Consider the following 12,610-nt stretch of genomic DNA (forward strand, 5'->3'; position numbering starts at 1 on the left):
GGCGTCAGAAGTCAGCAGCGTCAGAAGTCAGCAGCGTCAGAAGTCAGCGGGCGTGAGAGGCCCGTTCGGCCAGCACGCGCAGCAGCTCGCCGCCGAGAAGCGTCACGTCGCCGGCACCTACCGTCAGCACCAGGTCACCCGGACGGGTGAACGCCGCGACCCGGTCCGCCACGGCCGACCAGGACGGCTCGTAGACGGCCCGGCCGGCCGGCAGCGGCACCCGCGCGGCGACGGTCGCGCCGCTGACCCCGGGGATCTGCTGCTCCCCCGCGCCGAAGACGTCCATGACCACAACCGCGTCGGCGAGGCCGAGAGCGGCGCCGAACTCGGCGGCGAAGGCCGCCGTCCGGCTGTAGAGATGCGGCTGGAAGGCCACCACCACGCTGCCGCCGTCGGCGACGTCACGCGCGGTCCGCAGCACGGAGACGACCTTGGTCGGGTGGTTGGCGTAGTCGTCGATCACCCGGACGCCGCCCGCGCTGCCCTTGCTCTCGAAACGGCGGCGGGCCCCGGCGAACCCGGCCAGCCCCTCCAGCAGGCCGGCGGCGGGCAGACCGAGCTCCAGCCCGGCGGCGAGCGCCCCGGCGGCGTTGCGCAGGTTGTGCCGGCCGGGCACCCGCAGGCTCAGCTCGCCCAGGCGCCGGCCGCGGACGACGACCTCGCAGGTCGAGCCGGCGGCGGAGACCATCGGCAGCTCCACCCGGACGTGGGCGTCCACCGACTCGCCGTAGGTGGTGACCCGCGGGACCTTCCCGCCGTCGCGCTCCCGCTCCCGCAGGGCCGCGACCAGCCGGGCGGCACCCGGGTCGTCCGCGCAGGCCACCACGAAACCGTTCGGGTCGACCCCGTCGACGAACCGGGCGAAGGCGGCCTCGACGTCCTCGGGCCGCTGATAGTAGTCGAGATGGTCGGCCTCGACGTTGGTGACGACCGCGCCGGAGGGGGCCAGCAGCAGGAAGCCGCCGTCGCTCTCGTCCGCCTCGGCGACGAAGATCTCGCCGGTGCCGGCGTGCGCGTTGGAGCCGGCCTCGTTGATGTCGCTGCCGATGACGAACGACGGGTCGGCACCGCAGGCCTGCAGCGCGACGGTGACCATCAGGGTGGTCGTCGTCTTCCCGTGGGTGCCGGCGACGGCCAGCCCGCGCGTCCCGCGCATCAGCGCCGCGAGCGCGGCGGACCGGGAGACGACGCGCAGGCCGCGCCGGCGGGCCGCCTCGACCTCGGGGTTCCCGTCCGGGATCGCCTGGGAAACGATCAGGGTACGGGCATCGCCGACATGATCTGGATTATGACCGACGGTTACCACGGCGCCGAGTGCCCGCAGCGCGGCCAGCCGGCGGGTGTCCCTGGCGTCGCTGCCGGACACCGCCGCGCCGCGCCGCATCAGCAGCCGCGCCAGCCCGCTCATGCCGGCGCCGCCGATCCCGACAAGATGGACGCGGTCGAACTCGTCCGGTAGGGCCGGAGCTGTCACAGTGACATCTTGCCCCATCCGCCGTCCGAGACCAGACCTTTGCGGGCCGCGCGTGGCGCGGCGAGCCCTTCCACAGGCCGCGCGGACACGGCGGGTGTCTGCGGGTGTCTGCGGGTGTCTAACGGGCCGCGTGGCGCGCCGGCTGCCGCCGGCGGGACGCCGCGGCCTCCCGGATCATCGCGACGATCGCGTCCGCGGCGTCGGGATGCCCGGACCCGGCGCAGGCGGCCGACATCTTCGCCAGCCGCTCGGCGGAGGTCAGCACGGGCAGCAGCTCCGCGCGGACCCACTGCGCGGACAGGTCGGCGTCGTCCACTATGAGACCGCCGCCGGCCTCCACCGTCGGCAGGGCGTTACGCCGCTGCTCACCGTTGCCGTGCGGGAGCGGGACGTAGCCGGCGGGCAGGCCCACCGCGGCCAGCTCCGCGCAGGTCATCGCGCCGGAGCGGCACAGCGCCATGTCCGCGGCCGCGTAGGCCGACGCCATGTGCTCCAGGTACGGCCGGACGACGTAGGGCGCGGGCAGCTTCGCCGGCAGCGCCGCGAGCACCGTGTCGGCGTTCTTCGGCCCGGCCGCGTGCAGGACCTGCACCCCGCCTGCCGTGATCTCCCTGGCTACCGAGCTGATCACGTCGTTGAGCCGGCGGGCCCCTTGGGAGCCGCCGAAGACCAGCAGCGTCGGCCGGTCCGGGTCGAGGCCGTAGCCGGCCCGCGCGGCCCGGACCGCCGCCGGGGAACGGTCCAGGCGCAGGATCTCCGGGCGCAGCGGGATACCGGTCAGCCGCCCGCCGCGCAGCGGCGTGTTCGGGTAGGACACCGCGACATAAGGGGTGAACCGGGCCCCGATCCGGTTGGCCACCCCCGGCAGCGGGTTCGCCTCGTGCACGACGATCGGGATGCCCGCCCGGCGCGCGGCCAGGTAGGCGGGGACGGACACGTACCCGCCGAAGCCCACGACCACGTCCGCACGCACCCGGGCGAGCGCCGCCGACGCCTGGCTGACCGCCCCGGCCAGCCGCCCGGGCACGGTGAGCAGGGACGGCGTGGGCTTGCGCGGCAGCGGCACCTTCGGCACCGTCGCGAGCTCGTAGCCACGGGCCGGCACCAGCCGGGCCTCCAGCCCGGACTCCGTGCCCAGCAGGGTCAGGCGCAGCCGCGGGTCAGCGGCGCGCAGGGCGTCCGCGACGGCCAGCGCCGGTTCGACATGACCCGCCGTGCCACCGCCGGCGAGCACCACACTCCTCAGCATCGTCCACGACGATGGCACATCCTGGCCGCGGGCCGCTCCCCGGGTACCGTCAGCGGCACTGCCCGTCCCGGTGGCGCCACGGGGAGCAGCACCGGGAAGCGGCGGGAAAGGGCATGTCAACGCCGTATTTCAACTTTGTCTACCTGCCTGGTCGGGCATGGACGCCGCGTCCGCGACGATGGTGCACTGCAACTAAATGTCCCCCGTAACCGGATGCCCGCCGTGCCCGCGGCCGCGCGCCGGCCGCCCCGACCGGAAGGGAACCCATGACGAGCGTGAGCGCACCGGCCCCGCACCAGGCCGAGGCGCCCGGGATACCGGCGCAGACCACCGTGCCGCGGGGCCTGCTGATCGGGGTCCAGCTGCCCTCGCCGTGGGGCGCCCCCATCCGGCAGGCCCTCGACGGCCTGCTCGTCGGCGAGCCCGACATCGAGATCGTCGATGTTTCCGCGGCGGAGGGCCCGGAGCGCCGGCCGCGGGTCCTGCTGACCGGGCCGGGCCTGCGCGTCGAGCGGCCGCCGGCCTGGTTCGGCGACGTCGAGTGGGTGCACACCGTCTCCGCCGGGGTCGACAGCTACCCGTCCTGGCTGCTGTCGGCACCCGTGGTGACCTGCTCCCGCGGCCTGCACGCCACCCAGATCAGCGAGTGGGTGGTGACCGCGCTGCTCACCGGGGCCAGGCAGAACTCCTGGGTCACCGCGCCGGTCACCGCCTTCCCCCGGCCGACGCCGGGCGCACTGCTCGCCGGTTCGACGCTGGGGATCGTCGGGTTCGGGGAGATCGGGCAGGCGGTGGCCCGCCGCGCACTCGCGCTCGAGGTCGACGTGGTGGCGCTGCGGCGGCGGGACCGGCCGAGCCCCGTGGACGGCGTCCGGCTGCTGCCCGATCTCGCCGGTCTGCTGGCGGTGAGCGACGCCGTCCTGCTCAGCGCCGCCGCCACCCCCGACACCCACCACCTCATCGACGAGACCGCGTTGCGCCAGGTGAGGCCCGGCGTGCACCTGCTGAACATCGCCCGGGGCACCCTCATCGACCAGGAGGCGCTGCGGCCCGCCCTCGACGACGGCCGGGTCCGCCTGGCCAGCCTCGACGTGACCGACCCGGAGCCCCTGCCGGCCGACCACTGGCTGTTCACCCACCCCCAGGTCCGGATCAGCCCGCACATCTCGGGCTGGGCCCCCAGCCTGGAACAGGCCATCGCCCGGCGGTTCCACGAGAACCTGCTGCGCTACCGCTCCGGCCAGCCCCTGATCGGCCTCGTCGACCCCACCGCGGGCTACTGAGGGGCTGCTGAAGGACCCTGGCGGGTTGCTGAGGGCTACCGACGGGCTACCGACGGATGCTCAGCGGGCCGTCCGGGCTCCGGTGCGGGCCGAGGATCCGGCGCGGCACTGCTTCGGGTTCGTCGTGTCGCGTTTCTCCGCCAGCGCCGATCCCGAGCGGGTCCGGCGGCAGGCATGAACGCGCGACAGCCGTCCCCGAGCAGCCCGCGGGAGCTGGATTGATCCGGCCAGTCATCGCGGCCTGGAAAGCCTGGAAATGCTGTGACCCAAGGCTGCGACCCACGGCTGCGACCCACGGAAACGCTTGAACGTAACTGTCCGTTACACCCTCTCCCGGGGCAGGCCCCGCCGGTGATGCCCACCCTGCCGCGGGCCGTGTCCGGGGTGTCGCCGGCTGCCCATATCGGTCATGGGATGCTGGCGATCCGCCAGGGATTCTCCTTTGTGTGCCGGATGATCCCGGTAGGAGATCGTCGATTGGGGGGCGCATGGGCGGCGATGAGCGTGACGACGACTGGGCTTACGACGTGGCTGTTGCGCTACGCGGTCCGGAGCTGACGGGGGACGCGCGGCGGGATGCCGGGCAGGGCGGGGAGTCCTGGCTGGAAGAGACGGCCGGCCGGGCCGGGCAGCATCGCCGTGACCGGCGGGCCGCGGTTGTGCAGCGTGGCGAGCAGGCCGTGCGCGCCGCGGTGCGGGCGTTGAGCAGCCAGATCGGTGTGGTGGCCGGGGATGTGGCCCGTGGCCTGGACGGCCAGGGGCTGGTGGAGGCGGCGCCGGGCCAGCTTGGGGTCGACGCGGTCGAGGTGTCTTTCGGGGTGACGTTGACGGCCGGTTCGGGCCAGGCGATCGAGGCGGTGCTGAGTCTCGAGGGTGAGGCGGCGGTGCAGGTGACGGTGTCACTGACGCGGCGCTCCGGCGACTCCGCCGCCGGCGCTTCCGCCACCGCCTAGCGAGGCGGGCACCGTGCTACCGGGTGTGGGCCGGCTGCTGGTCGACGGGGAGCCCGTCGGGGACGAGAGCGAGGTGTTCCGCACCGGCTTCGTGATCGACAGCAGTCATGTGCTGACCGCCGCGCACTGCGTGCGTGGTGTGGACGAGGCCGACGCCTCGTTGTGGCTGCGGCTGCTCCACGAGCGGGAGCCCGGTGATGACGGCCCCGACACCGGCGGCGGGGGCTACCTGCTGGTACCGCTGCGGGTGGCCGAGCTTGACGAGAGCGGGCTGGACGCGGCCGTGCTGGTGGTGGATCCGCGGCGGGAGCCCCGGCCGGCGGTGGGGGCGGAGCGGCTGGCTGCCTGCCTCGAGCGGGTGGCGGTGCCGTTGGGCATCGAGGTGTCCGCGCGGGAGGGGGTGCGGGCTGAGGGGTTCCCGGCCAGCACGGGGAATCCTCACGGCCGGGCTTTCTCCGGTGAGATCAGTGACGTGCGGGCCCGGCTGGCCGGGGCCTGGTCGCTGGAGCTGTTCTTCGATCAGGCGGCGGCGGTGTCCGCGGAGGGCCCGGGCGGGCTCAGCGGCGGCCCCGTCCTGCGGAAGGCCGGGCCGGACGCGGCCGCCGAGGAGGTTGCCGTTGGTGTGGTCCATGGCTTTCCCCGAGGGGAAGAGCGGTGGCAGGCCCAAGGCGGGACGGTCTATGCCAGCCGGGTTGCCGACCTGGCCGGACGGTTCACAGCGGTGGCGGACGCGGTGGCCCGCCGCGCGCAGCGGGCCCTGGCAGCGGGGGGAGATCCGCCGCGGTCCGGTCCGGCCCGGTCGCTGGTGGAGCTGTTGCGGGCCGACGCCGCGATCACCGGCTTCCGGGGCCGGGAGAAAGAACGCGATCAGCTTCATGCGTGGTGTGGGTCGCCCGCACAGCGGTCGGCATGGCTGATCGTCGGCCCGGCCGGTCAGGGCAAGACCCGGCTGGCCCGGTGGCTGCTGGCCGATCGTGCCGGTGCGGGCGGGTGGCTGGTCGCGCTGTTCCGGGGCCCGGGTGATCTCGACCGGCTCGGTACGGCGTTGACGGTGGCCGCGCACCTGGAGCACAGCGTGCTCGTGGTGGTGGACTACGCCGCCGAACACGGGGCGGCCAGTCTGCATCCGCTGGTCGAAAAGCTGGCCGCCACCCGGGCGTGGTGGCGGCTGCTGCTGCTGCTGGCCCGCGCCACCGGTGACTGGTGGACGCAGCCCTCGACCGGTGTCCGCAGCATGCTGGAGGAGGCCGGGACGGAGGTGCGTGACCCGGAGCTGGCCCTCACCGCGCTGGAACCGACTGTCGAAGGACGGGAACGCGCCTTCCGCGCCGTGGTGGCGGCGCTGCGGGAGCCGGTGCGGCTCTTCGCCGAGAACCATGATCTGCCGTTCGTCGCGGACCCTCCCGTTCCATCCCTGAACCGGGAGGAGTTCGGCTCGGCCCTGATGCTGCACATCGCCGCGGCCTGTGCGCTGCTGCCCATCTCCCGGCCGGGCGAGGACCGTCGAGGGTCGTCACCGGCGGTGATACGCGGTGCGGACCTTCTCGGCCGGATCCTCGACATCGAACGCGACCACCACTGGCTCTATCAGAAGATCGGGACGCAGACGCTCTACCGGCCGACAGAGGAGGCGTTCGGCAGCCTCGCCCATGGGCTCGCCGGGCCTGGCAACGTCGAAACCGCGGTCGCCGCCGCGACGCTGGCCGGGGCGGCGAACCTGAAGGAAGCCGTCCCCCTGGTGCGCGCCGCCCTCGGCCTCCCCGAGGACGGCCCCCGGGCCAGGCAGATCGCCCGCTGGCTGCACGACCTGTACCCGAGCGCCGAGGACAGCGACGGCTGGCTGCCGCCGCTGCAGCCCGATCTGCTCGGCGAGGAACTCGTCGCCCGGGTCATCCGCCGTGCGGTGGACGACGACTGCGACCCGCTGACCACAACGCTGCCGTACCGGCTCCTCCAACAGCCGGTGGGGAGCCCGCCCACGGATGATCAGGTACGGCGGATGCTCACCGTCGTGAGCCGCGCCGCTCAACGCCACGCCCTCCTGGCCCGCCTTCTCGACGGCGGCCCCAGCTCCGGCGGGCTGTCGGAGAGCCCTGTCCTTGCCCGTGTCCCATCCCAGGTTGACCTCACCCCGGTCGAGGCGGCTTTACCCCACGCCACCACGTCGCTGCTCGCCTTCGCCGTGCAGCTCACCACGCATGTCCTTGACCGTCACATCGCCACCGTCCGCCCTGAACACCCGGCCGAGCCGATCACCTACGAGGATGCGGCTGAACTCGCCCGGCTCCAGAACAATCTGGCGATCCGGCTGTCGGAGGTAGGGCGGCGGGCAGAAGCACTCGCACCCGCCACAGAAGCCACCAATATCCGCCGGCGGCTGGCGGAAAACGCCCCCGACGCCTACCTCCCCAACCTCGCCACGTCGCTGGCCGTAATGGCGTCGGTTCTTCGTGGGGTGAGGGGAGAAGACGCGGTCGCGGCAGCCGTTGAAGCGGTGGAAATCTTGGGTATTCTGACCGATCGGCTTCCCGAGGCCTTCGGTTCTCGTTTCGTATCTGGCTGCCATCTTCTGGCCGATCTCCTCGACGGCCTGGGCCGCCCAGAGGAAGCCGCGGAGATCCGTGGGCGGCTAGCCGCGGACATGTGATGGCAGCCGAGGCGCTCCCTTTCGTGGCCGGGGTTCCGATCGAGGACGACTGGGGGGCGTGTTTCGCGATCGGTGATGGGCTCGGGCTCACCGCTCGGCATATATTCGCTCGCCGTTCGGAGCGACCTGACAATGTCAGATGCGTCCGAGATGCGCGCCTGGCTCGATCGAAACACCGCTCCGCTGGATATTGCGCTGGCGGCTTTCATCCAGGTCGACAGCATTGTTCGGCGGGAGTCTGTACCGAGCTGACCGGCTCAGCGAGGTGTTGTGCCTGCCGGGCTGACGTCAGAAAGCGAGAGCTTCGAGGGCCCCGGAGCGGTTCACCGGGCCGAGAAGCGCGACACGACGAACCCGGACCAGGCATCAGATCCCTGACCCGCGCCGAAGCCCCGGCGACCCGCGGAACACTCCCCGAGGGCCCGCCCCGACCGGCCGTTCCGGCCGACGGGCGCGTGACCGTGGCCCTGCCCGTGCGTCCCGGCCCGGCCCGGCCCGGCCGCATTCTCGCCGGCTGTCGGCACCGCGCACTGCCCGGGCGTCCCACCTGCCCGGCCGGTCGGAGCGCGCGAGCGTGACCCCGTCCGCGCGCGGCGACGAGATCACCCTGGTCGAGCAGGACGCGGGCAATCACGTCACGCCCCTGCAGCCCGCCCGCGGTCACCATGACCTGGCCAGGGCCGACCGGCCGCCGGCGCTGGCAGGGGCCGCTCCGAACCCGCCGGGAAGGACGGCGGGCGGGGGATGCCCAGGATCTCGAACGCCTCGGCGAAGATCGGCCCCATCCGCCAGCTCTCGTTGCGGTGGACGTGGCGCCACCGGCCCCAGCCGGAGTCGCGGCGGTACTGGCCGGGCCAGTCGGTCGCGGCGACCTCGGCCGCGGAGACCTCGGCCGGGCTGTCACAGTCCGGGTCGACGAACAGGGCGTCCACCGGACAGTAGATCTCGCACATGAAGCAGGTCTGGCAGTCCTCCTGACGCGCGATCGCCGGCACCTCGCCGGGGACGGCGTCGAAGACGTTGGTCGGGCAGACCCGGACACAGATGTTGCACCTGGTGCACCGGTCGGCGAGCAGAATCTCGATCACAAGGCGATCCCTTCGGGGACGGCAGCGGGATCGGTTGCTCCGGATCCGCGCTCCGGTGTGGTCCAGACCCGGTCCAGCCCGCCCACGAGAATCCGGTGGGCGAACCTGTCGTCGGTCGCAGGGGCGTCCTCACGCTGATGCATGCCCCGGCTCTCCTCGCGGGCGAGCGCCGCGGTGTAGGACCACCGGGCCGAGGCCACCAGCGCGGCGGCCTCCCGGGCCCGCACGGCGTCCACGCCGGTCGCCCGCAGGTGCCCGCTCACCTCGTCCCAGGCGGCGTCCAGCTCGGACAGGGACGCGCGCAGCCGGTCGGCGTGGCGGAACAGGTTCCTGTCGTAGGGGTGCGTCTCGGCCCGGACGGCGGCGACCACCGCCCGGGTGTCCACCGGCCGGGCCGAGCGCCCGGGCCGTAGCCCCGCGCGGCCGGCCGCCGTGACCGGCCCGCCCACGCCACGGCCGGCCGCCCGGCGCGCGTGGGCGACGGCCGCCCGGCCCGCCCAGGTGCCCGACGACAACGCCCACGCGGAGTTCTGGGCGCCGCCCCCGGAGGTGGCGCCCGCCACCAGCTCCCGGGTGGCCGCGTCACCGGCGGCGAACAGCCCCGGCACCGTGGTCGCGCAGTCGTCGTCGACGATCCGCAGGCCACCGGTACCGCGGATCGTCCCCTCGCAACGCAGGGTGACCTCGAACAGGTCGGTGTACGGGTTGATCCCCTTCCGGTCGAAGGGAAGCATGAAATTGGGCTGCACCCTCGGCATCTGCCGCTGGATGTGTTGCGGGGTGCGGTCGAGCCGGGTGTACACCGGGCCGGCCAGCATCGCCCGGGCCAGGGTTTCGGTGTGCAACGGCCTGCCCAGGGGGATTTCCTGGCCGTCGGCGTCGAAATAGGTACCGAACAGATAGGACATTGACCGGGTCATCGTCGACCACGCCGGCGACAGCGTGTAATAGTTGGAGAACTCCATACCGGAGAGCTCCGCCCCCGCCTCGACCGCCATCAGATATCCGTCCCCGGTGTTGTTCTGCGAGCCGAGCAGCCGGGAGGCGAAACCGCAGCCGCCGGTCGCCAGCACGACCGCGCCGGCGGCGACCTGATAGTCCGCCCCGGGCTGATGGCCCTCGCCGGGCTGCCGGCGCACCCCGTGGACGCCCGCCACCGAGCCGTCGGCGTGGACGAGCAGCTCGAGCACGGGGCTGTGGTCGAGGATGCGCACGCCCGCGCGCCTGACCAGCCGCCGCATGGCCCGCAGATACTCCGGGCCGCGCACCGTCCGGTACTGGGTGGCCCCGTCGTCGTCGGTGGGAAAGCGGAACGTCTCACCGATGGTGGGCAGCAGCTCCCAGGTCTGGGCGAGAACGCGGCGCATCCAGCTTTCCTCGCCCAGCCCGAAAGCCCTGGCCTGGCGTTCCCGTAACGCCTCGGCGCGGTCCTGTTCCCGCGGCGGCACCCACCAGTGGCCGACCCCGGCGGTCGCCGTCACACCACTCGTACCGCAGTAGCCCTTCTCCGCCAGGACGACCGTGCCACCCTGACGGGCGGCGGCCAGGGCAGCCCACGTGCCGGCCAGCCCGCCACCGACGACGACCACGTCGGCGTGCAGGTCCCACGGCACCACATCCAACGGCGCCGCGTCCAACGGCGCGGTACCCAACGGCGCGGTGCCTAACGACTCCACGTGCTGGGACGTCACGGGGTCATCACCGGTGCTCCACCATCCTTTTCCCCTTCTCGCTTTTCCCGCCGGGCCGCCGGCGGCGCGACACAGTCAGCACACCGCCTTTGATGACCGTCCTTCAGCCCTTGGCCGGGCTGTCCCTTCTCACGGCGATAGAGCGATAGAGAAGATCCGGTTCCGGACGGTCAACGGGGACAGTGACCGCCGCCAGCGGCGTCCGCGGGAACGGCGTCCACCCTCACGGCCGGAGGAAAGCCTGCGGGCAAACGGTCCGTCACCAGCCGATCGCGGCCAGCGTCTCAGTCACGAAAGAAGATCGGAAGAACGAATGTGCCGGGACCTATCGACACAGACAGCTGTCGCTGCGCGCGAAGTCGACACAGCGACGCCGGACCAGGCGCGTTCCGACCGACATGTGAACCACTTTTCCCACTGACCGTCCGTGCGTCAAGGCTTCCGGCCTGTGTCACGCCCGGCCGGGCAACGGCCACCCGGTCACCATCCGTGGACGGTTCCGGCTTCGTCACCGCCCGTCGCGGGTGGACCGGCACGCAAAGGCAGACCGACGGATCACCAGCGGACGGAGGCCCGCGGATCGTCCTCATACCGGACGTCCGCGCGGTAGCCGCCGTGCGTCTGCTGGCCGGGCCCCGGCTGGACGTGGAGGCGCTGCCACCAGTGGTCGGCGCCGGCGCGGTCCCGGGCGTCGCGCCGGGCCGCCGCCCGGGAGCTGATCGCCGCGGCGGCCGCCGGCTCGTGGCGGGCGAACGACAGCAGCATGCCCACCGTGAGCATCGTCGGGACCAGCGCGGAGCCGCCGAAGGACACCAGCGGCAGCGGGATGCCGGTGATCGGCAGCAGCCCCACCACCGCCCCCATGTTGACCACCGCCTGGCCGATGATCCAGCCGGTGGCCGCCGCGGCGGCGAGCTGGATGAACGGGTCGGTGCTGCGGTGGGCGACCCGGATGCCGGCGAACCCGAGCACGGCGAAGAGCATGACGACGACCAGCGTGCCGAGCAGGCCCAGCTCCTCCCCGATGATGGCGAGGATGAAGTCGGTGTGGGCGTTGGGCAGCAGCCCCGGCCACTTCTCCCGGGAGGCTCCGAGGCCCTCCCCCCACCAGCCTCCGGAGGCCAGCGCGTACAGGCCCTGCACGGCCTGGAAGCCGGTGTCGTGGGCGTCCGCGAAGGGGTCGCGGTAGGACATCAGCCGTTCCAGCCGGTACGGCTCCCGGACGGCCAGGATGGTCCCGACCGCCAGGATCGCCCCACTGAGCGCGGCGAACACCCGCAGTGGCGTCCCGACCACCCACAGCAGGGTGAGCAGGACCGTGAGCACCACGATCGTCGTGCCCATGTCCGGCTCAAGCATGATCAGAACAGAGATCAGCAGCGCGCCGGGGACGAGCGGCACCAGCAGGTGCTTCCACTCCCCCAGCAGCTTGCGTTTGCGTACCAGCAGATCGGCGCCCCACAGGACGAGGGCGAGTTTCGCGATCTCGCTGGGCTGCAGCGTGTACGGCCCGAGCTCGATCCACCGCTGGGCGCCGTTGAGCGACTTGCCGAGCGGCGTCAGCACGACCAGCAGCAACAGCAGGGAAACGACCATCGTGGGATAGGCCAGCAGCCGGAACACCCGGACCGGCAGCCGGCTGCCGAGCACCAGCAGGGGCAGGCCGATACCCACCCAGGTCGCCTGGCGGGCGAACACCGCGTACGGGGAGCCCAGCTCCTCGAAAGCACGCACACTGGAGGCGGAAAGCACCATGATCAGACCGAGCAGCAACAACAGGCCGGCGGAGAACAGCAACAGGTAGTAGGACGCCAGCGGCCGGGCCAGCAGCGGCACCCGGTCGCCGTCACCGCCGCCCGCGGCCGGCCGGGAAACACCGGGCCGGGGCGGGCTCGTCATCAGACCGGTCATGCCACTCACCCCGACACCCTCCCCGGCACCATCCCCGGCTCCATCCCCGGCACGTCCTTTCGTTCTCGCCCCCGACGAATCCCCGGAGCACCGGGACGAACGCACCCCGGCGCGGAACGCCGTCACGCCTTCCCCCGAATAGTCCACGCCGGAGGCCCTTTCGACACCGACCATCGCGGGCGTGTCGGGCATCGGCCCACGGAACCACCGGACACACCGAACAACAATCAACCCTGCGGAGTCGCCCGGATATGCGAAGCAGCACACCATCGCAACGGTGATACGTGTTGCCGTAACCGACTCACCGACTCACC

At 72.8% G+C, this 12,610-nt stretch carries 9 protein-coding genes; 4 read left to right on the forward strand and 5 right to left on the reverse strand.

Annotation, left to right across the window (positions count from 1 at the left end):
• Positions 1–43: 43 nt before the first annotated feature.
• Both murC and murG read right to left on the reverse strand, forming a co-directional pair.
• Positions 44–1,474, reverse strand: a complete 1,431-nt coding sequence (gene murC, locus AC5LSR_RS16625; RefSeq protein WP_493464940.1) for a UDP-N-acetylmuramate--L-alanine ligase — start codon at positions 1,472–1,474, stop codon at positions 44–46.
• 118 nt (positions 1,475–1,592) lie between these two features.
• Positions 1,593–2,723, reverse strand: coding sequence for an undecaprenyldiphospho-muramoylpentapeptide beta-N-acetylglucosaminyltransferase (gene murG / locus AC5LSR_RS16630; RefSeq protein ID WP_250285326.1), 1,131 nt, complete (start codon positions 2,721–2,723; stop codon positions 1,593–1,595).
• 266 nt (positions 2,724–2,989) lie between these two features.
• Here murG and AC5LSR_RS16635 point away from each other — a divergent pair, with 266 nt between their 5' ends.
• From AC5LSR_RS16635 to AC5LSR_RS16650, 4 genes are all read left to right on the forward strand, one after another.
• The gene (locus tag AC5LSR_RS16635) at positions 2,990–4,006 is read left to right on the forward strand and encodes a D-isomer specific 2-hydroxyacid dehydrogenase family protein (RefSeq protein WP_493468663.1); all 1,017 of its coding nucleotides are present in this window, start codon (positions 2,990–2,992) and stop codon (positions 4,004–4,006) included.
• Positions 4,007–4,031: 25 nt separating this feature from the next.
• Positions 4,032–4,184 (forward strand): hypothetical protein, encoded by a 153-nt coding sequence (locus AC5LSR_RS16640; protein ID WP_250291934.1) that lies wholly within the window; start codon positions 4,032–4,034, stop codon positions 4,182–4,184.
• 310 nt (positions 4,185–4,494) lie between these two features.
• On the forward strand, positions 4,495–4,959 hold the full coding sequence (locus AC5LSR_RS16645; RefSeq protein WP_250285323.1) for a hypothetical protein: 465 nt from the start codon (positions 4,495–4,497) through the stop codon (positions 4,957–4,959).
• A 13-nt stretch (positions 4,960–4,972) separates the two neighbouring features.
• Entirely contained in the window at positions 4,973–7,606 is a 2,634-nt protein-coding gene (locus AC5LSR_RS16650) for a S1 family peptidase (protein WP_250285322.1), read from the forward strand.
• A 635-nt stretch (positions 7,607–8,241) separates the two neighbouring features.
• On the opposite strand, the gene AC5LSR_RS16655 is transcribed toward AC5LSR_RS16650, so the two are convergent.
• From AC5LSR_RS16655 to ftsW, 3 genes are all read right to left on the reverse strand, one after another.
• On the reverse strand, positions 8,242–8,694 hold the full coding sequence (locus tag AC5LSR_RS16655; protein WP_250285321.1) for a 4Fe-4S binding protein: 453 nt from the start codon (positions 8,692–8,694) through the stop codon (positions 8,242–8,244).
• Positions 8,691–10,385 (reverse strand): FAD-dependent oxidoreductase, encoded by a 1,695-nt coding sequence (locus AC5LSR_RS16660; RefSeq protein WP_493468664.1) that lies wholly within the window; start codon positions 10,383–10,385, stop codon positions 8,691–8,693. Before AC5LSR_RS16660 ends, AC5LSR_RS16655 begins: the two co-directional genes overlap by 4 nt.
• Before the next feature lie 555 nt (positions 10,386–10,940).
• The gene (gene ftsW, locus AC5LSR_RS16665; RefSeq protein ID WP_250285169.1) at positions 10,941–12,296 is read right to left on the reverse strand and encodes a putative lipid II flippase FtsW; all 1,356 of its coding nucleotides are present in this window, start codon (positions 12,294–12,296) and stop codon (positions 10,941–10,943) included.
• Between the last annotated feature and the right edge of the window lie 314 nt (positions 12,297–12,610).

It is taken from the genome of Protofrankia sp. CiP1_Cm_nod4 (assembly GCF_982290645.1).

Bases quoted from the DNA above. Each gene is read 5' to 3' on its own strand.
- AC5LSR_RS16635 (WP_493468663.1), top strand. From the start codon at position 2,990: ATGACGAGCGTGAGCGCACCGGCCCCGCACCAGGCCGAGGCGCCCGGG.
- murG (WP_250285326.1), bottom strand. From the start codon at position 2,723: ATGCTGAGGAGTGTGGTGCTCGCCGGCGGTGGCACGGCGGGTCATGTC.
- ftsW (WP_250285169.1), bottom strand. From the start codon at position 12,296: ATGACCGGTCTGATGACGAGCCCGCCCCGGCCCGGTGTTTCCCGGCCG.
- AC5LSR_RS16645 (WP_250285323.1), top strand. From the start codon at position 4,495: ATGGGCGGCGATGAGCGTGACGACGACTGGGCTTACGACGTGGCTGTT.